The 25,159-nt window shown below is 36.4% G+C and carries 22 protein-coding genes; 12 read left to right on the top strand and 10 right to left on the bottom strand.

Annotated elements, in window-relative coordinates; translation table 11 throughout:
• Positions 1 to 24 precede the first annotated feature (24 nt).
• From ACHZAX_RS08665 to rsgA, 6 genes are all read left to right on the top strand, one after another.
• Positions 25 to 990 carry a family 43 glycosylhydrolase gene (locus ACHZAX_RS08665; RefSeq protein WP_320018807.1) on the top strand — a complete coding sequence of 322 codons (966 nt, stop codon included), beginning with the start codon at positions 25 to 27 and terminating at the stop codon, positions 988 to 990.
• Between the two features lie 155 nt (positions 991 to 1,145).
• Entirely contained in the window at positions 1,146 to 1,895 is a 750-nt protein-coding gene (locus ACHZAX_RS08660; RefSeq protein ID WP_320018806.1) for a rhamnogalacturonan acetylesterase, read from the top strand.
• A gap of 71 nt (positions 1,896 to 1,966) precedes the next feature.
• Positions 1,967 to 3,355: a glycoside hydrolase family 140 protein gene (locus ACHZAX_RS08655; RefSeq protein ID WP_320018805.1), complete on the top strand. Its 1,389-nt coding sequence runs from the start codon at positions 1,967 to 1,969 to the stop codon at positions 3,353 to 3,355.
• Positions 3,356 to 3,414: 59 nt separating this feature from the next.
• The gene (locus ACHZAX_RS08650) at positions 3,415 to 4,221 is read left to right on the top strand and encodes a rhamnogalacturonan acetylesterase (RefSeq protein ID WP_101309507.1); all 807 of its coding nucleotides are present in this window, start codon (positions 3,415 to 3,417) and stop codon (positions 4,219 to 4,221) included.
• Between the two features lie 815 nt (positions 4,222 to 5,036).
• Positions 5,037 to 6,503 (top strand): hybrid sensor histidine kinase/response regulator, encoded by a 1,467-nt coding sequence (locus ACHZAX_RS08645; protein WP_320018804.1) that lies wholly within the window; start codon positions 5,037 to 5,039, stop codon positions 6,501 to 6,503.
• A 231-nt stretch (positions 6,504 to 6,734) separates the two neighbouring features.
• On the top strand, positions 6,735 to 7,643 hold the full coding sequence (gene rsgA / locus ACHZAX_RS08640; protein ID WP_320018803.1) for a ribosome small subunit-dependent GTPase A: 909 nt from the start codon (positions 6,735 to 6,737) through the stop codon (positions 7,641 to 7,643).
• Between the two features lie 117 nt (positions 7,644 to 7,760).
• On the opposite strand, the gene ACHZAX_RS08635 is transcribed toward rsgA, so the two are convergent.
• Positions 7,761 to 7,919, bottom strand: coding sequence for a hypothetical protein (locus ACHZAX_RS08635; RefSeq protein ID WP_320018802.1), 159 nt, complete (start codon positions 7,917 to 7,919; stop codon positions 7,761 to 7,763).
• A gap of 86 nt (positions 7,920 to 8,005) precedes the next feature.
• Here ACHZAX_RS08635 and corA point away from each other — a divergent pair, with 86 nt between their 5' ends.
• The 6 genes from corA to ACHZAX_RS08605 all read left to right on the top strand — a co-directional run bounded on the left by corA (position 8,006) and on the right by ACHZAX_RS08605 (position 14,691).
• Positions 8,006 to 9,070 (top strand): magnesium/cobalt transporter CorA, encoded by a 1,065-nt coding sequence (corA, locus tag ACHZAX_RS08630; RefSeq protein ID WP_320018801.1) that lies wholly within the window; start codon positions 8,006 to 8,008, stop codon positions 9,068 to 9,070.
• 283 nt (positions 9,071 to 9,353) lie between these two features.
• Positions 9,354 to 11,456, top strand: a complete 2,103-nt coding sequence (locus tag ACHZAX_RS08625) for a tetratricopeptide repeat-containing sensor histidine kinase (protein WP_320018800.1) — start codon at positions 9,354 to 9,356, stop codon at positions 11,454 to 11,456.
• A 222-nt stretch (positions 11,457 to 11,678) separates the two neighbouring features.
• Positions 11,679 to 12,254 carry a porin family protein gene (locus ACHZAX_RS08620; protein ID WP_320018799.1) on the top strand — a complete coding sequence of 192 codons (576 nt, stop codon included), beginning with the start codon at positions 11,679 to 11,681 and terminating at the stop codon, positions 12,252 to 12,254.
• Between the two features lie 191 nt (positions 12,255 to 12,445).
• Positions 12,446 to 13,618, top strand: coding sequence for a DUF418 domain-containing protein (locus ACHZAX_RS08615; protein WP_101309501.1), 1,173 nt, complete (start codon positions 12,446 to 12,448; stop codon positions 13,616 to 13,618).
• 228 nt (positions 13,619 to 13,846) lie between these two features.
• Entirely contained in the window at positions 13,847 to 14,248 is a 402-nt protein-coding gene (locus tag ACHZAX_RS08610; protein WP_101309500.1) for a NifB/NifX family molybdenum-iron cluster-binding protein, read from the top strand.
• A gap of 44 nt (positions 14,249 to 14,292) precedes the next feature.
• On the top strand, positions 14,293 to 14,691 hold the full coding sequence (locus ACHZAX_RS08605; RefSeq protein ID WP_101309499.1) for a hypothetical protein: 399 nt from the start codon (positions 14,293 to 14,295) through the stop codon (positions 14,689 to 14,691).
• A gap of 29 nt (positions 14,692 to 14,720) precedes the next feature.
• On the opposite strand, the gene ACHZAX_RS08600 is transcribed toward ACHZAX_RS08605, so the two are convergent.
• The 9 genes from ACHZAX_RS08600 to ACHZAX_RS08560 form a co-directional block, all read right to left on the bottom strand.
• Positions 14,721 to 15,182: a 3-oxoacyl-ACP synthase gene (locus ACHZAX_RS08600; RefSeq protein ID WP_101309498.1), complete on the bottom strand. Its 462-nt coding sequence runs from the start codon at positions 15,180 to 15,182 to the stop codon at positions 14,721 to 14,723.
• Positions 15,183 to 15,197: 15 nt separating this feature from the next.
• Positions 15,198 to 16,028 carry a YecA family protein gene (locus ACHZAX_RS08595; RefSeq protein ID WP_320018798.1) on the bottom strand — a complete coding sequence of 277 codons (831 nt, stop codon included), beginning with the start codon at positions 16,026 to 16,028 and terminating at the stop codon, positions 15,198 to 15,200.
• Between the two features lie 138 nt (positions 16,029 to 16,166).
• Positions 16,167 to 16,355, bottom strand: coding sequence for a YgaP family membrane protein (locus tag ACHZAX_RS08590; protein ID WP_101309495.1), 189 nt, complete (start codon positions 16,353 to 16,355; stop codon positions 16,167 to 16,169).
• Positions 16,356 to 16,374: 19 nt separating this feature from the next.
• A complete protein-coding gene (locus ACHZAX_RS08585; protein ID WP_101309494.1) occupies positions 16,375 to 16,683 on the bottom strand; it encodes a hypothetical protein in 309 nt (102 codons plus the stop codon).
• A 22-nt stretch (positions 16,684 to 16,705) separates the two neighbouring features.
• Entirely contained in the window at positions 16,706 to 19,936 is a 3,231-nt protein-coding gene (locus ACHZAX_RS08580; RefSeq protein WP_320018797.1) for an efflux RND transporter permease subunit, read from the bottom strand.
• A 34-nt stretch (positions 19,937 to 19,970) separates the two neighbouring features.
• On the bottom strand, positions 19,971 to 21,056 hold the full coding sequence (locus tag ACHZAX_RS08575) for an efflux RND transporter periplasmic adaptor subunit (protein ID WP_101309492.1): 1,086 nt from the start codon (positions 21,054 to 21,056) through the stop codon (positions 19,971 to 19,973).
• A 26-nt stretch (positions 21,057 to 21,082) separates the two neighbouring features.
• On the bottom strand, positions 21,083 to 22,417 hold the full coding sequence (locus ACHZAX_RS08570; protein WP_320018796.1) for a TolC family protein: 1,335 nt from the start codon (positions 22,415 to 22,417) through the stop codon (positions 21,083 to 21,085).
• Positions 22,418 to 22,670: 253 nt separating this feature from the next.
• Complete coding sequence (locus tag ACHZAX_RS08565) at positions 22,671 to 23,909, bottom strand: competence/damage-inducible protein A (protein WP_320018795.1); 1,239 nt, start codon at positions 23,907 to 23,909, stop codon at positions 22,671 to 22,673.
• A 4-nt stretch (positions 23,910 to 23,913) separates the two neighbouring features.
• Positions 23,914 to 25,152, bottom strand: coding sequence for a M48 family metallopeptidase (locus ACHZAX_RS08560; protein ID WP_101309489.1), 1,239 nt, complete (start codon positions 25,150 to 25,152; stop codon positions 23,914 to 23,916).
• Between the last annotated feature and the right edge of the window lie 7 nt (positions 25,153 to 25,159).

Genomic DNA, 25,159 nt, shown 5'->3' with positions numbered 1-25,159 from the left:
ATTACTATATAAAACAAGAATAGGATGAAACAGTTTGCAATACAAATAGCATTGATATTTTTGCTGCTAAATACATCAATATCCTTTGCTCAAAACCCACTTAATTTTGGCAGCAGTATCAAAACTGCAGATCCTTCAGGCCATGTATGGAAAGATGGGAAAATGTACCTTTATACTTCCCATGATGAAGAATGTCAGCCTGATTTTTTCATGAAAGACTGGCACGTGTTCTCCTCCTCCGATTTGGTGAATTGGACCGATCATGGCGCCTGCTTATCGGTTGATGATCTTTCGTGGGCAGATAATTTCGCCTGGGCTCCCGATTGTGCCTATAAAAATGGTAAATATTATTTCTGTTTCCCTGCCGGCACCGGTTTTAAAGATCGTGTAAATTCTAAAAACAGCACAAAATGGATGGGATTAGGAATTGCAGTAAGTGATTCTCCAACAGGCCCTTTTGTTGATGCAATTGGAGCCCCTTTATGGAAAAAACCTTACGCCAACGATCCTTGTCTTTTTGTAGATGATGATGACAAAGCCTACATCTATTTTAATGGTGGAGGCGACTATTTTGTTGCAGAAATGGCTGACGATATGCTTAGCGTTAAAGGTGATCTGATTAAAATGGATATGGGCGGATACAATCCAAAAAGAGAAGGCCCGTGGGTATTTAAAAGAAATGGAAATTACTATTATACCATGCCTGAAAATAACAGAATCCTTACCTATTACATGTCCAAATCTCCTATCGGCCCATGGAAATACCAGGGCGTTATTATGCAGCAGGAAGGGGAAAGTAATAATCACCATTCAATTGTTGAATTTAAAGGACAATGGATTTTATTCTACCACCGCTGGCTTAAAACAAAATCAACCTGCGATAAAACACAGCGTCAATGTTGTGCTGAATACCTTTATTTTAACGAAGACGGAACTATTCAGGAAGTAAAAAGAACAGATGCTGGTGTTGGGGAAAATCAGGCCGACTAGCAATACATCAATGCAAAGAGCTTTTATTCTTTTTATTATAAGCGGCGAACTGCTGGCGAGCCAGGCAAGCGTTAGCGAACGAAGAATGAACCAAATACAATTGACAAGGAGATAAATTATTTTCAAACATCATATAAAAATTAAAAACATTCAAAATGAAGTACCTATCCAAAACAATCATTTTATTACTGATTTTGTTTGCATTTTCTTGTACACAAAAAAAAGAGACTAACATTTTTCTTGTTGGTGATTCTACAATGGCCAATAAACCATTCGCGAATGGAAATCCGGAAAGAGGCTGGGGTCAAATCTTCCCTCTGTATTTAAATGAAGGCATACATGTGGAAAATCATGCTGTAAACGGACGCAGTTCAAAAAGCTTTCGGGATGAAGGAAGATGGGCCAAGGTTTTGGAAAATATGCAAACCGGAGATTATGTGATTATTCAGTTTGGACATAACGATGAAAAAATAAAGGACAGCACCAGATATACCAATGCAGATACCGATTACAGACAAAATTTGATTCGCTTTGTAAGCGAAGCACGGCAAAAAGGCGGTATTCCTGTTTTAGCCACCTCTATAGTACGTCGAAAATTTGATGAGAATGGTGTATTTCAAGAGAGCCATGGCATGTATCCACAGGTAGTTAGGGAAGTTGCAGAATCAGAACAGGTTCCGTTGCTTGATTTACAAAAATTAACCAAAGAACTTCTTATCAATTATGGAGAAGATGCTTCAAAAAAATTATACTTACACATCAATGCCGGAGAATATGAGTCTTTGCCTGATGGCAGAAATGACGACACACATCTATCGGCAAGCGGAGCTTTTCGGATTTGTGATCTTGCCAAAAGTGAAATCACACAAAAAGTGCCTGAACTTAGCGGGTATTTTAAAAAATAAATAACAGGAATGTATCTTTCTAAATTGTTCACAAAGCATTTTTTCACATCCAGATTGTAAACACTCAAAATATGCAAAAAACCACGCTGTTCACTTTATTCTCATTTTTACTATTGTGTTTGTCCTGTAATTCAAAATCAGACTCACTTTCCAATCTTAAGATTTCTGAAAACAAAAGATTTCTGACTACTGAAAATGGAGAACCATTTTTTTGGTTGGGTGATACCGGATGGTTGCTTTTCACAAAACTTACGCGCGAAGAAGCAGAAAGATATTTTGAAGACAGACATCAAAAAGGATTTAATGTAATACAGGCAATGGTTTTGCATGATGTTACAAAAGCAGTGAATGTTTACGGAGATTCTGCCCTCATAGACTGTCATGTTGATCAACCGGATACCACGTTGGGAAATTCAGCCGAAAATTCTGAGCAGTACGACTATTGGGATCACATCGATTACCTAATAAATCTAGCGAATCAAAAAGGATTATACATGGCGCTGGTACCGGTTTGGGGATCGAATGTAAAAAGCGGTAACGTGTCTGAGCAAGAGGCGCAAAAATACGCGGCATGGTTAGCCCTAAGGTATAAAAACTGTTCAAATGTAATTTGGATGAATGGTGGCGATACAAAGGGCTGTGACTCCACATCAACCTGGCAGGCTATTGGATCAGCCATTCGGCAAAACAGTCCGAAACAGCTGATTACCTTCCACCCTTTTGGCAGAATGCAATCATCAGAATGGTTTCATAATGAAAACTGGCTTGATTTTAATATGTTTCAATCGGGACACCGAAGATACGATCAGGACACGGACCTTCCCTATCATGGAGAAGACAACTGGAAATATGCTGCTGCTGATTATGCGAAAATTCCGGTAAAACCAACTCTTGATGGAGAACCTTCTTACGAAGGTATTCCTCAGGGACTTCACGATACCACTCAACCCTTATGGACCGACTCTGATTGCAGAAGATATGCTTACTGGTCGGTTTTTACAGGTGGCTGCGGTTTTACCTACGGCAATAATGCCATTATGCAATTTCATAAGGAAGGAGATGAGAATCCGGCTTATGGTTCGAAAGAGTACTGGGAACCGGCGCTAAATGCTCCGGGAGCCATCCAGATGAAATACCTGAAGCAATTGATTTTATCAAAATCTTATTTCGACCGAATTCCTGCACAAGATCTTATTGCAGATGAGCAAGGCGAAAAATACGATTATCTATCCGCCGCAAAAGGCCGCGATTATGCATTTATTTACACCTATACTGGTCGGATAATGAATATCAATCTGGAAAAAATGGATGTAAGCGAAGTGAAAGCATCATGGTACAATCCCCGAAACGGATCCTATATTGAAATAGGTACATTCGAAGCCAAAGGCATAAAATCCTTTGATCCTCCGGGAGATAAATCAAATGGAAATGATTGGGTACTGGTATTGGAAAAAGATTGATCAGAATTGATTTGTTTCCTGAAACAGGGTAAATAATTAACAATTAAAACTTAATAAAAATGAAAAAGAATTTAATTTTTCATCAACGAAATCTTTTATTATTGATTTTGTTTGTGTTCGGTTGCTCTTCCTTGCAAGAGAAACCAGTGACTATATATCTAATCGGGGATTCTACCGTAGCTGATTATGCTGATAATTACGAAGAAGGTAAAGATTATTACAAAACCAGATATCCGGTAACAGGCTGGGGGCAGGTATTTCAGGAACAATTTACAGGAACTGATTTAACTGATTTCAAAAATATTTTCGATACAGACAGTGTTGTTATTGATGATCGTGCACGGGGAGGTAGAAGTACAAGAACCTTTTTTCAGGAAGGAAGATGGAGATCAGTATGTAAAAACCTGAAAAAAGGCGATGTTGTAATCATGCAGTTTGGTCATAATGATGCAGCACAGAACAAACCGGAACGTTATACCGATATTGAAAGCTACAAGGAGTTCCTAAGATTATTTGTATCTCAAACAAGAGAAAAGAACGCAGTTCCAATTATTCTTACTCCTGTATGCAGAAATTACCCATGGAAAGACAGTCATTTAGAAAATGTTCATGGTGAATACCCAAAAGCAGCCATGGATGTTGCTGTCGAAATGCAGGTCTGTTTTATTGATTTAAATCAATTATCTATGGATACTTTTAGCAGGAAAGGTCAGGAATATGTAACTAATAATTATTTTATGAATTTACCCGCCGGCGTATATGAAGCCTACCCGGAAGGACAATCAGACAATACGCATTTTCAACCTAAAGGAGCAAAAGTTGTTGCTAAATTGGTTTTTGATGCAATGAAAACTGTAAAGAAATGAAACCATTTTATATGTTTATGATTTGTTTTCTCAATCAAAGTTGAAAAAAATGATTTTTGAGATGTAATCAATACCAACCGTTTAAGAATTAAAAAGCCACGTCAGTGGCTTTTTTTTATGGCTCCAAGCCCCTTATTTTTTTGTTCTGATCTTTAAAACCTCACCCTATCCCTCTCCTTAAAGGAGAGGAGAATACAGCTCCTGTATCAAAACATTTTTTTTAAAAGAAGGCTCCCTTCTCCTCGAGGAGAAGAGCCGGGGTTGAGGTGTCTGTTCTCTCCCGCTCACCAGTTGCCAATTCTATTCACCTTAAGGAATCTGCGACTTTTCAAAACCTCACCCTATCCCTTTTCTAATTTGGTGAGGAGAATACAGCTCCTGATATCTGCACATTTTTTTTGAAAGAAGGCTCTCTTCTCCTCGAGGAGAAGAGCCGGGGTTGAGGTGTCTGTTCTCTCCCGCTCACCAGTTACCAATTCTATTCACCTTAAGGAATCTGCGACTTTTCAAAACCTCACCCTATCCCTCTCCTTAAAGGAGAGGAGAATACAGCTCCTGTATCAAAACATTTTTTTGAAAGAAGGCTCCCTTCTCCTCGAGGAGAAGGGCCGGGGTTGAGGTGTCTGTTCTCTCCCGCTTCACCAATGCCTAAAATAGTTAACACTCTATTTATCCTTTATTTAGAACCATTATCACAATTAAACTCATTCTTCTAAATAATGTTTTGTTAATTTTAGAAGATAAAAGTGTAAATTACGTTTACCTGATCGATGCTGGTGCACTTATAAAAATTTATCATCCAAAACAACCATATTATGGATACTCAAGAAAAATCAAAAAGTGATTTCATAAAAGAGTTGCATAAATTGCAGCAAGAGTTTAATTCCTTAACAATATTATACGATAAAAATATCACCGAGCAGAAACTCGCGAAGCAAGAATTACTCCTTGCCAACAAAGAACTGGCTCTTCAAAACGCATTAAAAGAGAAACGGGCTGCAGAGCTAATCACTGCCAACGAAGAACTTGCCTATCAAAACGAATTAAAAGAAAAACGGGCTGCTGAACTAATTCTTGCCAACGAAGAACTTGCTTATCAAAACAAATTAAAGGAAAAACGCGCTGTAGAGTTAGTGAATGCCAAAAACAAAGCCGAAGCAAGCGATCATCTAAAAACGGCCTTTATGAACAATATTTCTCATGAAATAAGAACCCCACTCAATGGTATTCTTGGGTTTGCCCCCCTTATAATACAATCAGATATTACAATGGAAGAAAAAGAGGAATTTTTGGAAATTCTAAATTCCAGTAGCGATCGCCTGCTTAATACTATTAACGCCATCATGGATATATCACTGATAATTTCCGGAAATATGGAGGTACACCCTCAACCAATTAATATTTCCTCATTGCTGACAAATATCTATCATAATTTTCAGGAGTCCTGTATAAAAAAGAATGTGGCTGTTAAAATGCAATTTCCCGATAATGTTGATCATTTCATCCTAAATACGGATGGAGAATTACTGCAAAAAGCTGTATCTAAACTAGTATCTAATTCGGTAAAATTTACAACAAAAGGAAGTATTACTCTGGGCTTTGAACTAATAAACAATGAAATTGAAATCTTTGTAAAAGATACAGGTGAAGGGATTGGAAAGGATTCACAAAAGATTATATACAAGAGTTTTATGCAGGAAAATATTTCTGACACCCGTGGTCATGAAGGCAGTGGATTGGGCTTATCTATTTCCAAAGGCATAATACAATTGCTTGGTGGAAAAATACGTCTTGAATCAACAAAAGATATTGGAACAACAGTTTTTTTATCTATTCCAAACGTTACACCAGCAGTTTCTTCAAAACCAAAGAAGATAAAAAAACCAATCAAAGAAAAAAAAACGCCATTCATATTAATTGCTGAAGATGACGATTCCTGTTATTATTTTGAAGAGATTTTATTGAAAAACGGTAACAAAATTTTAAGAGCCTGCAATGGACAAAAGGCTGTTGATTTATGCAAGATACATCAGGATATCACTCTTGTTTTAATGGATATTAAAATGCCAGTAATGGATGGTATTGAAGCGACTCATCTGATTAAATCATTCCGAAAGGATTTACCAATCATAGCAGTTACTGCTCATGCACAAAATGGAGATGCATTTAAAATAAAAGAAGCAGGATGTGATGAATACATTTCAAAACCAATTAAAAAAGCGAAATTGCTTTCTTTAATTCAAAAATATTCCAATAATAATTCTGAGTTAGTTGATAACTAACCAACAAGTTATAAATCGCACAACACTATTTTTCGTGCTTTAAAAAAGCACAATCAGTAATAAACACAATAATAATGACTTACGAAGATTTGGGATACAACCACACTTAAAAGCTATAGAATTGAACAAAATTTAGATTCATTTGCTATAGGTAGGGTTATATCGGAACACAAGGAAAGGTATGTTGTAAAAACTCCAACAAATGAGTTTGATTCTGAATTAATAGGTAATTTGCGCTTTACAGCAGAGAGCAGATATGACTTTCCGGCCGTTGGCGACTGGGTCGCATTTTCTGAATTCGATGAAGGAAAAGCTCTCATTCATGCCATCTACCCCCGCAGTTCAGTAATTGAGAGGCAAGCAGTTGGCAAATCAGGACAGGTACAAATAATTGCAGTAAATATCGATTACGGCATAATTGTACAGTCTGTTAACCGCGATTTTAATATCAACCGTTTAGAACGGTATTTGACCATTTGTTATGCTTCTAATGTGGAACCAATTATACTTCTTAGCAAAATTGATTTAATTACTGCTGCCGAGTTGGAAACTTTTCTAAATCTGATTGCGGAACGCATAAAAGATGTTCCTATAATTGCCATCAGCAATGAATCAGATGCCGGACTGGATCAATTAGCAACACTAATAAATAAGGGGAAAACCTATTGTTTGCTGGGTTCCTCGGGTGTGGGAAAATCGACACTGCTAAACAAGCTAAGCGGTAAAGAACTAATGAGTACAGGAGCTATCAGCGAAAGTATCGACCGAGGGAAACACATTACCAGCCACAGAGAATTAATCGTGCTCGAAAATGGCGGGATTTTAATCGATAACCCAGGGATGCGGGAAGTTGGAATTGCAAACACGGCCAGTGGTTTAGAAATGACGTTCGACGGCATTATGGAATATGCAGAAAATTGCCGGTTTAAAGACTGCACCCACCAACACGAAAAAGGCTGTGCGATTTTAGAAGCTGTTGAAAATGGTGAAATTGATCCCAACTCATATGCGAACTTTCAGAAAATGCACCGGGAAAAAACACATTTTGAATCGACTGTGCAAGAAAAGAAAAAAAAGGATAAAAGTTTTGGCAAGATGGTGAAAAATGTAAAAAAACAAAGAAAAGACAATAAGTTCTAAACAGTATACTAATACAATAGTAAAAGCCACCTCACGTTGGCTTTTCTTATCTCTTTCAGCACGTCAACAGTTTGTTCGCTCCATAACTTTCCAAAAACCTCACCCTATCCCTCTCCTTTAAGGAGAGGAGAATACAGCTCCTGTATCAAAACATTTTTTTTGAAAGAAGGCTCCCTTCTCCTCGAGGAGAAGGGCCGGGGTTGAGGTGTCTGTTCTCTCCCGCTCACCAACACCTAAAATAGCTGCCAATATCTTTTCATATAATTCCATTGCCATGTTGTGTATGATGGCTACATTTAAGTATTACTGGAAATTACCATACAGTAAGGAATTTGAAAAAACTAAAATATAAGAGCAAACCAATGGCACGATTTATATTAAAAACAAAACAGGAAATAGGTATTTCGCCGGATGAATTACTGTTTCGGGGAGAACAAAAAATAGATAATGTGTTGTTGCGGGTTATCGATTTCGATGCCAATAATCTGGAAGAGAATGCTGTTAAAACAGTAAGCGAAGTGCTAAAATACCAAGAAAAAGAATCCGTAACCTGGTTTAATATCGATGGAATTCATAATACAGACATTATGCAGGAAATCGCAAAAGACTTTAATTTCGAACAGCTTATTATGGCAGATGTAATGAATACCCATGCACGTCCTAAAGTGCAGGAGTACGACAATTGCATTTTCATTTCCATAAAAATGCTGCGGCAGGATAATGAAACAGATTTAATTCAGGTTGAAAATTTAAGTTTAATCATCACAGAAAATGTTTTAATCACCTTTCAGGAAATAAAAGGTGATGTTTTTGAACCTGTACGCGAACGAATAAGAAAGCATAAAAAACGAATACGTAATTCGGGCACAGATTATCTTGCTTTTGCCTTACTGGATATTGTAATCGATAATTATATCTATATCATTAGTGTGCTTGGGGAAAAAATTGAAACCTTGGAGGAAAACCTGCTGCTGGAACCAAAACAGTCGGTGATTGACGATATTAATTCCTATAAACGTGAATTAAACTTTTTGCGGAAAAACATTAAACCCGCAAGAGAAATGATCCTGAACCTCTCGAAAATGGAATCGGAATTAATAGCCGACTCTACAGATGTTCATTTTAAAGAGCTTCAGGATAACATTAATCAGGCAACGGAATCTTCAGACAGTTATCGTGAAATCCTCTCCGACCAGCTTACGATTTACCACACAACCATAAGCAGCAAGCTGAATGACATCATGAAATTTTTAACCATTTTTTCAGTCATTTTTATTCCTCTCACATTTATTGCGGGTATTTATGGCACCAATTTCGATGTTGTGCCAGAACTTCATTACGAATACAGCTATTTTATTATGTGGATGGTAATGATCATTTTGGCTGTAATAATGCTCATCTATTTTAAGAAAAGAAAATGGTTTTGAGAAGAAACCGAAACAGAACTGTTTCTTATGTATTTCGCTCTATAGCAACGAAAAGAGGGTTTTCATATAGAATTTAACCCTTCCGTACTAAAATGAACCAATAATTAGGAATTTTAGCAGACTGTTTTCACAAGAAAAGCCATTATTTGTGAACGAAAAATTTCCCTTGGTCGGGATACAGGAATTAACGGCTTGTTTCCTCAATATAAGATCAAAAGATGTTCTGTAAATCTGATATATTTTATTTTTTTGGCTATTTTCGCATCCTACCAAAGAATTGATGATGAAAAAAGTATTTCCATTCAAAATTGCCCTGTTCTGTCTCTGCTTTTTTTGCCTTACATTCTCTTCAACGGCTCAAAACAGCGAGCAATTTCAAATTGATTCTTTACAGAAGCAGAACCGAATTGAATCGAATCAAGAACAGCTTGTAGATAATTACAATCAAATGGCTTATTTATTTGGAGGTATAAGTATTGACAGCTCTTTGCGTTACAGCCAAAAAGGAATGCTGCTGGCTCAGAAGATTAATTACGATCATGGTTTGGCTGTATCCAATTTATACACTGCCCGCGCACTAATTCAAGATGCAAAATTAAAGCCGGCAATGGAAAATTTCAATAAGGCTCTTAGTCAATTTATTCAGGAAAAAGATTCCGTCAACCTATTGGATTGTTACAGTGGCATGAGTTATTTGGCTTCCTATGAATCAAATCAATTAAAAAGTCTTAATTATAATCTAAAAGCACTTGAAATTGCAGAAAAATTAAAGGATACAACCAGTTTGTCTGTTTGCTGCAACAACATTGGTGCAATTTACAAACGACTCGATAATTATGAATTGGCTTTAAATTATTTTCAAAAATCCATTGCTTTGGAACAAAATTCCACTAACGTGGGAGATTTAGCCATTTCCTATTCCAATATTGGGGTTTTAAAGGTAGAAAATCAAAAATTTAAAGAGGCTAAGTCCGATTACCTGAAAATTAAATCCTTGCTTCCAAAAATTGACAGCAAATACGTTCTATCCTATCTGTATCTGTCCTTATCGGGATATTACAATGGCATCAACAATTTTGATTCAACAAAATACTATATTGATAAAGCCAGCGAAATTTGTATCAAGAATAATTATCAGCACATCTTGGCGCGTGCATACCGCAAACAAGGAGAAATGCTTTTCAAACAAAAAAAGTACTCCGAAAGTATTCACGTTCTCGATAAATGCTTAAAAATATCCGATTCTATTGGTGTACAGGAAGAATATCCTGAAATTTATAAGATGAGTGCCAAAGCCTATTCACAAATTGGAGATCATAAACAAGCATACAAATCGCTGCAAAAGGCAAATAATGCCATCGATTCTTTAAAAAGTGAGAAAGTAGCTGAATATTTGGTTGAATTTGAAGAACAAAAGGCTAAGAATGAAATAGAGAAGCAACAGCTTGAATTGGCACTTAAAAATCAACAGGCCGAGAATGCTGCTATTATCATGAAAAACAAGTACACACTGGCTTTGCTTGCTATTGTTATACTCATTCTCTCGATTGCAGTTGTGGCATTTTACTTTTTAAGATCCAAAAAGAACAATATCATTTTAAAATCACAGCATAAACTTATTAATGAACAAAAATTACTTCTGGAGGACAATATCAAAAAATTAGAAGTAAGCGAAGAAAACCTTCAAAAGTTAAATGCGACAAAAGACAAGTTTTTCTCTATTATTGCTCATGATTTAAAAAGTCCTTTTACTGCAATTATTGGTTTTAATAACGAATTAGCACATCATTACAATGACTATAATGATGATGAACGTCTGGAAATGATCAATCACGTTGGAGATGCCTCAAAATCGACCTATTCCCTGCTCGAAAATTTATTAACATGGTCCAGATCACAAAGTGGATTTATTTCATTGAATAAAGAGGTACACCTAATAAAGAATCTGGTAGAAGAAGGCATCTTACCAAACATGGCGACGGCTGAAATAAAAAAAATTAATGTCCTAAATAATATTGATGATGCACAAACAGTGTGGGCAGATAAGGAAACCATAAAAATAGTTGTTTCCAATTTATTTAATAATGCCATTAAATTCTCTAATACAGGAGGTGTGATTACCCTCACCGGAAAATTGAAGAATGACGTGTTTGAAATTTGTATACGCGATACCGGTATTGGCATGAGTGAACAAATAATGAATAATCTTTTTATGATTGAAAAGAACATTCAACGCGTAGGAACCAACGAAGAAAAAGGAACCGGATTGGGTTTGATTCTTTGTCAGGAATTTGTTCGTAAAAACGATGGCCAAATATGGGCAAAAAGCAAGGTTGGCGTGGGTACAGAAATGTATTTTTCTTTGCCTGTTAACAAAAACAAATAAATTCAGCAATACTACCCCGAAACTATTAATTTACCGTGTCAAGCAGGTTATTGAAACTTAACACTGCAGTCTATGCCATTCCACTTAATCAACAAACAGAACAACTTGACAACATAAAAAGTGTCTCTGATCAACATCAACAGACTTGGCAAACTTGACATATATCAAAAACAATATCTTTTAGTAGGTTTGCATGTTTTTAATTTTTTTAAACTAAATCACATGAAAAAAATTGTACTATTATTTGCCATTATCGCAATTGGCACATCTTCATTTGCTCAGGATGTAAAATACGGAATAAAAGGAGGTTTAAATCTTGCAAACTGTGCCGGAGATGACCTAAAGGGTGATTCCAGAGCCGATATTTACTTTGGTGGTTTTATGAGGACAAATTTCACAGAATGCTTGGCGTTTCAGACTGAACTTATTTATTCCCGACAAGGATCGAAAGTAGATAGTGAAGGAAGTAATTTGCAATTTAAAACCAACTTTTTAAATATTCCTCTATTGCTTCGAGCAAAAATGTTTGGAACCGATAAATTATTTGCAGTTGCAGGGCCTCAAATCGGTATTCATTTAAGTTCAGAATTTGAGGAAGATGGTGAAACTGCTGATTATGACAAAGCCATGAGAGATTTTGATTTATCTTTTGATTTTGGACTTGAATTTGACCTTAACAAACAATTTAGTATCGAAGCCCGCTACAACTTTGGATTAACTAAAATATTCAATGATGACTATGTTGAAATAGATGCTAAAAATTCCGTTTTTCAAATTGGAATAGCTGCATCGTTCTAATTCATCCTAATTTTCTAAAATACAAAACAAAATCCGATCCAAACCGATCGGATTTTTTAGTGTCTATAACATTCTAATTCAGGTTGATTAGTACACTTTTACATTTCAACCAACCGAAGATTATTTTCTCCTTGGCATAAACAAAAAACTTAGCTACATTAGCAACTTCTGTTTAACCAAGCTAGTCACAAATGAATACCCCTGCAATTAAAAACCGCCTGCACGTTGTAGATGCATTAAGAGGATTTGCCCTTGTCTCCATCATGCTCCTGCACAATATTGAGCATTTCGACGTTTATTTTTCGCCGGCCAACCTTCCTGCATGGATGGTTTCTTTAGATAAAATGATTTGGGATTCATTGTTTTTCCTTTTCGGAGGTAAATCCTACGCGATATTCGCCTTACTATTTGGCTTAACCTTTTTTATTCAGACTAATAATCAAAACAAACGAGGCAATGATTTTAGAGCGCGCTTTGCCTGGCGTTTGCTGCTTCTTTTCATTTTTGGGATTATAAACTCAGCATTTTACCAAGGTGATATACTTACTCTATATGCTTTTGTAGGTTTATTTTTGATCCCTTTGGTGAAACTAAACAACAAGTGGATATTTGTTGTTGCTTTACTCCTGTTCGTTCAGCCTTACGAATTATTTAACCTTTTTAAAGCCATACAAAATCCGGATATTAAAATAGCCAATCCAATATCATGGACCTATTTCGGCAAAATGGATGAATACGTAAAAGCAGATTCATTTTTTGGTACTGTATACGGCAATTTAACAAATGGGAAAAGAGCCGTTATTGCCTGGAGCTGGGAAAATGGTCGTTTTTTTCATATTCTTTCAACTTTTCTATTCGGGATGCTGGCCGGTCGTATGAATCTTTTTTCTAAATCAGATAAAAACACCAAATTTTGGACAAAGACTTTTATTATTTCAATCATCGCATTTGTTCCCCTGTTTATACTTCAAAAAAACCTTAGCGGATTAATTGGCAGTGAAGCGATTCGTCGCTCAGTGCAAACCATCGAAACCTCATGGTGTAATCTTTCATTCATGGTATTTTTGGTATCAGGATTTGTTTTACTCTTCAACACCAATGCATTTCGAAATGTTCTGACACCATTTTCAGCAATAGGTAAAATGAGCCTTTCCAACTATGTATTTCAATCCATGTTAGGTGCCGGCATCTATTACGGATTCGGTTTGGGAATGTATCAATACACAGGTGCGACTTACAGCTTGTTAATTGGTATCAGCCTTGCTCTAATTCTAGGTCTGTTTTGCACGTGGTGGGACAAGAAACATTCTCATGGTCCATTGGAGGCTATCTGGCACAAAGCTACCTGGTTGGGAGCAAAATAGGCTTTACTTTTTGCAATATCAATTCCCCGGTAATTTCCAACATGATTTACTCCACATGTTTACAATCATACATTTTTGTAGATTTTCAATATGAATCCCTACAAAAATGAAATTTTTCATGTCCCTGCAATTCGTTAATGATCTGAAATTGAACACCTATCTGTTTTAGGTACTTATTTTGATTGTTAGCTGGTATCTTTTTTAGAACGACTAACAAACAAATGGATTATGAAAGTATTGATACCAGTGGTTGATCATGAAAATGCAAAAAATAAGATTACAAAAGAATTTGACGATGCTGCCTCTTACTGCATATATGATAGCTTGAGTAAAACTTATGAATGGCTTCCAACCAATGCATTAACAAGCAAAATTGGCAACATCAGTTTTGCATTAAAACGTAAGGGAATTCTTTCGGTGATAATAAGAGAAATGCCAGTTATGGCCATTCATTTGTTTACTGAAATGGGAATTGCCTTGTATCCCGCTCAGGGAAATAATTTAGAAGAAAACATTAAACTGTTCGACAAAGAAGAATTGCATCCTCTCACAATCGTAAATGGAAATGTGACACATGTAAGCGTTTCAAATTGCAGTACATCCTGCGGATCATGCAATTCCGGATGCTAATTATATTGTTTCTATTACTAATCGTTACACGTAAATAACCTGATATGACAACAAGAAAATTAAACTGGAACCGATGGATGCAGGATGGTGATCAATTTCTAAAAGGAGCAACACCAAAAGGTGAAAAAAGCATCTTGGGAAATACCGTTCGATACAATTTGTTATCGATGTCTTTAGAAGGATACATCATGGCAATACTGGATTATCATCAAAATATGCCTCAAAATCACACTTACAGTGATCTTATTTATGGTCTGGAAGAGGTGATGCCAATTGATGCAACGCTTAAAAAGCGCATCTTAAAATACGAAAACATCCAATCTATTTGTTCTTTGGAAAAGTATCATCGGTCGGAACCAACTGACGAAGATTTAGCTGACCTATTTGGAGCAATTCAGGAAATAAGCAGAATTGCACATGAAACATGCTTAGAAAGCGTGTAATCACCTTACTATGTGCAAATTAAAACAAGCTATACAATCTCTTCAATTGCATAGTCTTGATTATTGAATTGAACGGTATTTCCTTTTTGTTTGCCAATAAATTGTTTTGCAAGCGGAGATGTAAAAGAAACCAAATAGTATTCCTTTTTGTCTAATTCAACTTTTCCCAAAGCAACAGACACAAAAAACCGAAGTTTATCAGTAATTACAAGAGATCCAAGAGAAATAGAAGGATTTGAAATTTCAGGATCAATTTTAGCCAATACGCTTTGCATGTTTTGACTGCCGACAAATTGCTGAGCCATTTTCTCCTGTTCCAAATGAACCATTGCCCGTCCGGTTTCATGCTTATCTCCCGCACTGCTTTTGGTTTCGCTTCCTGCTGATTCTTTCAATTCCTGCAAAACCAGCTTATTGTGCTGCAACTTCTCTTCTATTGTCTGATATACATACAGGTACAACTCTTTTTTTATTTCTAAGTATTTGCTCATAGAATTAACATCTGATTACGACATATTCTTTAAACAACACTGTTTGTATTTCTTCCCTGAGCCACATGGACATGGATCGTTTCTATTGATTTTTGTACCTTGCTCGACCGGTGATTCCGAAGAAGCAAAAATATGCTCCATCTGCTGATAATGGTTCTTCCATTCCGCATCGCGCATTTCACAAAAAGCTGTTCCTTTCTGAAAATCAGAAACTTTACCTTCCATCACATCAATATAATATTGTAACTCAACCGCAGTATGCTTACCTTCGAATTTTGGCAGAATCTCCTTAAATTTTTGAAGAGTGTCGTTGCGCTGTAAATCACCCAATACACGAATATAATGATCTACCCAATGAAAATTCTCCTTATCCAATATGGAATGAATTCGATCAAACTGTTCCTCTGTTGCGTAATACAATGCCTCAAAACAATAGAGATAAGGCTTTTTATTATCTGATTTAATATTTTCTTCAATAAAACCGAGCACTTTATCTACGAATTGTTCCGGATATTTTCTGGCAAGCAGTCCTGCCAAATATACAGCCTGTTCGTTCATTAAATCCCAATCTTCCTCAACAGTAAACAGTTCCAATAATGGCTCAAACAATTCCTCCGACAAATGTTTCTCTGCAACAATACAATACCATAATGGTGCCGGCAACATCACTCTGTACTCGTCAGAATAGTATGCATCACCATTGTAGGCATTTGTAAAGGCGAAAACCAATTTCTTTCTTAACTCTTCGCTATTTTCCTGATTTCTCAGGAAATCAATTGCTTCGTATGGAATTCCCTTAAGCTGGGTATCGATTATTTCGAATGCGTGTTCAGTAGATCGTATCATAATTCTGTATTATCCGGCAAAGATATAGAATATTAAGGCTTTTCAGGAATTTAGACTATTCTTTACAGCAGAATTCAAAAAAAATAAAGCCCTGAATTTACATTCAGAGCTTTATACCCAAACTAGAATTAAAATGAATTAATTATCCATTTTAAAAACTTTCTTTAAAATATCATCCATCAGGCACCATTTGGTGATTGATGATTGCATCAGATTTAAACCAACAAAAGCAGTTAGCAGCAACCAGTTCATATTTACGTAAACTGCCAGTAAAATGCTTACCAACACTAATGTTCCTGCAATGCCTCTAATAATTCTCTCTCTCATCTTATTTTATACTAATTATTTAAATAAATTTTTCAACATCCAGCATATAAGCATGCATTGGATTGCAACAATCTATATCATTGTTGAATAGAGTAATTTGATTCAGTAATTCAGAACCTTTTTCGTCAGTTAAAAAGGAAAAAGAAGCGATAGAATCATAATAGTCCTTATTAGAGGCAAACCAGTTTGGTACCTGACCATCTTTAATATGTTTTTGAGTATACCCTTTTACATCAAACTCACTATAAGCCCCAACACCCGCAGTTCGATAGATTTTCTTCAAATCATCATAAAAGGAACTCACACAAAATATGATTACAACTTTCATAAGTTTTAAATTAGTTTAAGATTTATTCCTCGTCCTTAATCTCACTCGATTTAGGGTCAATTACAGGATATTTTTTCTTTTCAGTCATATAATAAATAAGTGGTACAATTACCAGAGTCAGAAATGTTGAAGCAATAGAACCTCCCATCAGCGATATGGCTAAACCTTGAAAGATAGGATCGAACAGGATTACAACAGCTCCAATTACAACAGTTCCTGCAGTAAGCAGAATTGGAGTTGTGCGCACGGCTCCAGCTTCAATAACAGCTTCTTTTAACGGAATACCATCCTCCAAACGGAGATTAATAAAGTCAATCAATAAAATGGCATTCCTCACCATGATCCCCGCAAGGGCAATCAATCCTATCATAGATGTAGCGGTAAAGAAAGCGCCCATCAACCAGTGTCCAACCAAAATTCCAACAAGAGATAATGGAATTGAAATCATCATTACAAAAGGAACTTTAAAATTCTGAAACCATCCAATAATCAACAAATAGATAACCAGCAACACCACGGCAAAAGCAGTTCCTAAATCGCGGAAAACTTCATAGGTTATTTGCCATTCCCCATCCCACTTCAAACTGTAATTATCTTCTAAAAACGGTTGTTGAGTATATTCCTCTTTTAAATCATAACCTTCAGGAAGCTTAACATCACTTAGGTTTTTAGCTATGTTCATGATTCCATAAACCGGACTTTCCAATTTCCCGGCTACATCCGCAGTAACATAAACCACTCGTTTCTGATTTTTACGGTAGATACTTTTCTCCTTAATTCTTTCATGTACATCAACAATATCACCCAAAGCAACTAACTGCCCCGATTGTGATAAAATATTGATTCTCTCCAGATCGGCAACACTACTTCTATCCTTCTCCTGCAATCGTAAATCAATCCCAACCTGATTGTGTTCAGACTCTTGGTACAATTGGGAAACTTCCTGCCCCTGCAATGCCATATTTAAAGTATGAACCACTTGCTGAGTCGAAACTCCGGCCAACATTGCCTTTTCTTTGTTCACATTAAACTGAAATTCGGTTTGATCATTTTCAACCAACCAGTCAACATCAACAACATCATCAGTTTTGGCAAAAAGAGTCTTTACCTGAGCTGCAATATTTCGTTGTTCCTCCAAATCAGGACCATAAATTTCTGCCACCAAAGTCGACATTACCGGTGGTCCCGGTGGAACTTCAACAACCTTTACAATGGCATTAAATTTCTTTCCAATCTCCTGCAACGCAGGTCTCATTAATTTAGCAATATCGTGACTTTGCTCGTCACGCTCATCTTTATGAGTTAAATTTACCTGAATATCAGCAACATTCGAACCCCGACGCAAATCGTAATGACGAACCAAACCGTTAAAATTTATTGGTGCTGCTGTCCCTACATAAGTCTGATAATCAACTACATTTTCTTGCTGAGAAATGTAAGCCGCCAATTCTTTAGCAACCACAGCGGTACGTTCAAGGGTAGTTCCTTCGGGCATATCAATAACTACCTGAAATTCGTTCTTATTATCGAAAGGAAGCATTTTAACAGCAACCTGTTTAAAATAAACCAATGTAGTTGAAGCCAGTAAAAGAACAACCACTGTACCAATAAAACTCCACCTCTTCCATTTTGATTCCAGCATGGGCGAAATCGTAGCTGAATAAAGTTTGTACACCATCGAGTCTTCCAACTTAAAAGCCTTCTCATCAGCATCTTCTTTTTCTTTAAATCGCAATAAGCGATAAGCCAGATAAGGAGTGATGGTAAGAGCTACCAGTAAGGAGAAAATCATTGCAATGGATGCTCCAATCGGCATCGGGCTCATATAAGGTCCCATTAAACCAGACACAAATACCATTGGTAAAACTGCAGCAATAACAGTAAAAGTTGCCAAAATTGTTGGATTCCCTACTTCATCAATTGAACGCAAGGCCGCCTGCATAAACGGCAGCTGTTTCATTTTAAAATGCCTGTGCATATTCTCCGCAATAATAATGGAGTCGTCAACCACAATTCCCGTAACAAAGACCAAAGCAAACAAGGTAATCCTGTTCAATGTATAATCCAGAAAATAGTAACTAAACATGGTTAAGGCAAAGGTGATTGGTACTGATAAAAACACAACCAATCCACCACGCCATCCCATGGCCAGCATCACAACAAATGTAACTGCAATAATAGCTCCTAAAAGGTGCATCAACAGCTCCGAAACTTTGTCTGACGCAGTTTCACCGTAATTTCTGCTTATTTCAACATGAACATCGGCAGGAATTAATTCCTGTTCCAAAACAGCTATCTTTGTTAAAATTTGTTCCGCAACTTTCATTGCATCAGCCCCCCGTCGTTTGGCCACTGAAATAGTAACAGCAGGGTAATTTCCTTTTGCAGCTTCCTTAGCCTCATTTATTTTTCCATAACCAAAACTCACGTATTGCGACGGCACTTCCGGACCATCAACAACCTCAGCAACTTGTTTCAGATAAATTGGACTGCCATTGTATACACCAACAACCAGATTTGAAACATCTTCTGAATTTTCAAGAAACCGACCTGTTTCAACTAAATATTCGGTGTCGTGATTATTAAATGCTCCTGATCCTATTTGCTGATTGGATATTTCAATCTGCCGGGCAATACTCAAAGCATCAATGTTATAACCAGCCATTTGTGCCCGATTCAGAACAACTCTTACTTGACGCGAACGTCCGCCAATTATTTTGGTCTCCGAAACATCATTAACTTTTTCTATTTCGTTGTTTACTTCCTGTGCTATTCTTTTTAACTGAAAATCATCATAATTTTCACTCCAAAATGTTAATCCCAATACCGGAACATCATCAATTGCACGTGTTTTAATTAAAGGCATGGAAGTGCCTTTTGGCATTTCATCCATGTGTTTCATGATCTCATTGTACATCTTAACCAAAGATCTTTCAATGTCTTCACCAACATAAAACTGAACAATTAACATTGCCTGTCCAGGCATTGATGTAGAATAAACATATTCAACACCTGGTATATTAGCCACTACTTTTTCTAGTGGCTGCATAACTCTCGATTCAATTTCAGCCGGACTGGCACCTGGATATCTTAGAAAGATATCAGCAATGGGTACATCAATTTGTGGTTCTTCTTCTCTTGGCGTTAAATAAGCACTGTACATGCCAATCACCATGAAGGCAACCATCAAAAGCGGAGTTAATTTAGAATTTATGAATAGTTTGGCCATTTGGCCTGCAAATCCTGTTTTCATATGTTTTTTTATTTATTGTAACTACCAGCTGTACTTATTGAATAGTAAGTTTTGCTCCATCCCAAATTTTTCCTTTAAAGGAGACGATGTATTTCTCACCATCGTTTAAGCCCGATAGAATTTCAACCTGATCACCAATAGTTTTCCCCAGTCTTAGCCATCGCAATATTGCTGTTCCCCCCTGACTAACGGTATAGATACCTGTCAACTGGCCTTTATGAATCAAAACACTTGCTGGAATCATTATAGATGGCATTCCGCCTTTTTCAATCAAAACATTTGCATACATACCACTGTACAGATTATTTTTTTGTTCATTGGCAGGCTTCAAAACTATTTTTGCTTCAAACTGATTTCCGGTGTACTGAGAAGATGGATTGACTTCCGAAACAAAACCAGGTATTTTAACGTCACCCAATGCACTAATTTGAACCAACACCGGATCATTTTGTTTGATTTTCGAAATTTCAGATTCAGGAATTCGGGCCATCACCATAAATTCGCCTTGTTTTTCAATAGCAACCAATGGCATTCCCGGAGATGCCAAATCACCTTCGTTCATATATTTTCTGGTAATCACACCATTGTAAGGAGCCTTGATAGTAGTATATCTAAGCATTTCCTCTACCTCAATACCCATCTCGTTAACAGCTTCCAATCTGGCTTTTGCCATATTGTATTGTGTTGTTACATCATCCAACTCTTTCTGTGAAGCACTCTTTTGCTCAAACAATACAGTAAAACGATCGTAATCTTTCTTTGCATTTTTAAAAGCAGCTTCTGCTTCCAGTTCATTAGCTTTCACCTGTGCCTTTTTCGCTTGAATATCTTTTGCATGAATTTCAACCAAAACCTGGCCTTTATTTACTTTTTGACCTGTTTCTACATTAATCTTAGCAATTTGACCCATAATTCGTGTACTAAGATTCGAATGTGTTTCAGCTTCCAGTTTACCTGAAAAACTCATTGTTTCAGCTTGATTTGTTAATTTAGCTGTTCCTACTGCTACGCTAACATCAGCCTTCTCTGTCTCCTTTACCTTGCTTTCACTTCCACACGATTGTAATAATAATCCACCTAATGTGATCAGTGCTATAATTAAAAAATTTCTTGAGTTCATATCTGTAGATGCTTTAGTATGATTGTTTATTGTAATTCTTTTTCCAGTAATAATTCCAATTGGAAAACTGCAACATGATAGTTGTATAAACTGTTTATATAATCGAGATTCCGTGCCATCGAAACCGTTTCAGAATATAAGATATCAGTAGTTTTTTCCAATCCTTGCTTGTATCGGTTAGTGCGTATTCGAAATGCTTCTTCTGCCTGCTCTTTGGCTAATTTGCTCAATTCGATTTTATCATATGCCACTTTCAGATTTCTTTTGGCAGATTGAATTTCCATACTGTTTTTGGATACATATTCAGCGAAGTTTAACTCCGAGATTTTCAACTCGGCCTTCGCTTTCTGAACCTTCCCAATATTTTTATACCCGCTGAATAAATTCCATGATAAACTTGCTCCAATCATGTAATTATTTGCTGATGTTCCAAAAAGTTTATCGTCATTCCATTCGTATGCACCAAATGCATTTAACCGCGGAAGAAACTGCATTCTTTCTGATTTCAGCATACTTTCTCTTGCTTCAACACTCTTTCTATAGGCATTCAAATCCGAACGATTTTCAATTTGAAAATCTTGCTCCAAACCATTTAACAAGGAAGGCTTTTTCTCCAAATAATCTGTAGTAACAATCACCACATTAATATCCAAACCCAAAAGGTAGGCCAAAAACTCTCCTGCGCTCTTCTGATTATTACGTGCATCTGCTAACTGATTATTCAATTCCAAAACCCGTACCTTTGCAGATAACAGATCTGCTTCCTGCACAAAGCCTTGCGCCAAATTGTTTTCAGTAACTTGTAGTGCTTCGACAGCTGCCTTTTTTGATAATTGAAGAACTGAAACTGCCTCTTGAGCCAATTCGAGCTGATAATAGGCTTTCTTCACCTCAAACTTTGTAAAATTGATTGTTCTCTCAGTTTTGTAATCAACAGCCTGCATTTTTGCATTCGCAGCCCTTCTGCCATAAATTCCATCAATATTAATTAATGGCTGCTGAACCTCAATTTTAGTATTAAAATTTTTAGTCTGACCAGGATCATTTAGCAAGAGTGGATTAAAGTCAGCCTGTGTGGCTATCTCCTGCTTTAATTTGAATCCAAAACTGCTCAACGGATCGTTTGTTACAACTCCCGAATGTGAAAGATTCACTATCGGCAAAAAAACAGAATTTGTTTGACGGAATTCGGCTTTGGCAACTCTTCCCTCAGCCTTCGCCTTATTAATTTCCCAATTGTTTTCGGAAGCTTTTACTAAGGCTTCTTTCAAACTTAACTTCATTTCTACTGCTTGTGATTTCCCTTTTATTGAAAAGCCCGCAACTAAGAGTAAAATGAAATAGATTTTAAGGTTTCGCATATTTATTTGTTCTTTTAATTTCGATTCAAATCTAAACAACAATATCCATATATCCAAATATCTACATGTTTGTAGCTTTAATATATTTCTATCTTAACTTTGATTTTATTTATAGTAACTGAAATTTAGATATTTAGGATACCAATTGCAATACTAAATTTGGTAAAAGTGAAATGTATCACATTCAAAATTGATAAAAAAAAAGGCTCTCCACTAAACGGAAAGCCTCTCAATATAAAAACAATATTATCCTTTACTTTTGAAGTAAATTCCGCAGCATATTTAGTGCATTTAAAGATGCCACCTGAATATTTCGTTCTCTATTTTTATACAAATCAAATCGATTAGAAATAAGGTCATTTGGTCCCGCAACAGCAATCCAGACAGTTCCAACCGGCTTTTCCTGAGTTCCTCCATCGGGTCCTGCAACTCCTGATGTTGCAATTGCATAATCGGTATTCAGCACTTTTCTGGCACCAATAGCCATTTGTTCCACTACCTGCTGACTTGCCGCACCATATTTCTCCAAATCCTCACCATTCACACCTAAGATATTTTCCTTCACTTCATTTGAGTATGCTACCACACCGCCTTTAAAATAAGAAGAACTGCCCGCATGAGATGTTATTAGGTGAGCAATTTTCCCTCCGGTACAGCTCTCTGCTGTGCCTAAAGTCTTTCCCTTATCGGATAACAGTTTAGCTACGGTCAATTCCATGGGTTCATCATCATAGCCAAATATATTTGCGGAAATTATTTTTTTCAACGCAGACAACTGCTCCTCTATAATTTTCTCTAATTCTGCCAAATTATCTCCCGAAAGACTCATTCGTAATCGCAAAACTCCAGGAGAAGGCAAATATGCCAATTTCACACAAGCAGGTAAATTTCCTTCCCAATCTTCAAGCATTTCCGCCATCACAGATTCTCCAATACCTTGAGTCATTACTGTTTTGTGCAAAATAACCGGTGTCGAAAAATGTTGTTTTAATGATTGTAAAATTTCGTCCTGCATAATTCCCTTCATTTCAAAAGGAACTCCAGGCATCGAGATAACTACCTTACCATCTTTCTCAAACCACATGCAAGGAGCTGTACCATGGTTATTGGTTATTATTCTTGCACCATCAGGAACCAAAGCCTGTTCCCGATTGAAACGATTCATAGGAATCCCTCTCTGCCCAAGTCTTTGTTCCACTTTAGCAAATAAAAAATCATCCTGCACCAGATTCATTTCAAAAAGATCGCTCAATGTCTTTTTAGTAATATCATCGTTCGTGGGTCCTAAACCTCCTGTAATTAAAACAAGGGAAACTCTTTCCATTGCCTGTTTCAGGGAATTTACTATATCAGCTTCCTGATCGGATATACTGGTTATTTTCCCTACATTAATACCTATTCCATTTAATTCTTTAGCCATCCAGGCTGAATTGGTATCCACTATTTGACCAATCAGAATTTCGTCACCAATTGTAATTATCTCTGCTTGCATTTGCTTATTTTATTAACTGTAATGCTTTTAATCGTTGTAAAAGACTTGGATGTGAATAGTAAAAAAACACATATACCGGATGTGGCGTTAAATTGCTAAGAGAACTAACAGATAGTTTCTTTAAAGCATCTCCTAAAGCTTTCCCATCATAATTTTTTAAGGCATAATCATCGGCTTCATATTCATTTTTTCGTGATAAAATATTCATTCCCAAACCTAAAAAGGTTGATATCGGAGAATACAAAATTCCAAAGGCAACCAATCCCAAATGAAATCCTTGCTGCTTTGCTCCCAATGCTTCCGAAAGTAAGGGATTGGCAATAATCAAAGAAAAAATGTAAAACATCAGTCCGGTTTGCAGTAAGGATAAAAATATGCCGCTAAGTGTATGTTTCTTTTTATAGTGTCCAATTTCATGCGCCAAAACCGCAACAATCTCTTCCTTTGTAAGATCATTAATTAATGTGTCAAACAGGACAATTCTCTTTTTTGATCCAAGTCCGCTAAAATATGCGTTTCCTTTCGAAGATCGTTTAGAACCGTCCATTACATATACATTATCCAATTTAAAATCTACTTTACCTGCAAACCTGCTAATCTCATCTTTTAATTCTCCATCTTCCAGAGGTGTTTGCTTATTAAACAAAGGCACCAACAAGGACGAATAAAACATGGCCATAAAAATCATGAAAAATGCAATTACCAACCACGCCATCCACCAGAAGTTTGTTGTGGTCTGCAAATAAATCCATATTAATAAAGCCAATAGGCCACCGCCAATTACAATACTTAGCAATCCGCCTTTCAATTTGTCTAATACAAAAGTTTTTAAGCTTGTTCTGTTAAAACCATACTTCTCCTCAATTACAAATGTTGAATGGTAAGAAAAAGGCAATCCCAGTAAACTGGAAAAAAACAAAATCACACCAAAAAAGGCTAAAGCAATTGCTATTGGATGTTCAAAATAATTCCTGACGAACTCATCAACCCATGCAAAACCACCAAGGCTAATCATTAATACCGTGGCAATGAAACCAATTCCCGATGAAATTAACGAAGGCATCAATTTGTCCTTCTGATAATTTTGTGACTGACTATATTTTTCCTGATCGTAAATCCCTTCTAATGCTTTAGGAAGAATTGGCGACCATTTCTTATGATTCAGAAATTCAAGAAATCGTTCTAAAATAAAATCTGCAGTTAAAATTCCCAGTATGATATAAAGCAGCACTGTTGATGTCATGTAGTTT

Origin of the sequence: Labilibaculum manganireducens, from assembly GCF_963665805.2 — a bacterium.
GTDB lineage: Bacteria > Bacteroidota > Bacteroidia > Bacteroidales > Marinifilaceae > Labilibaculum > Labilibaculum manganireducens.
Note: the sequence above shows the minus strand (reverse complement) of the source record. Positions and strands in the feature narration are given on the sequence as shown.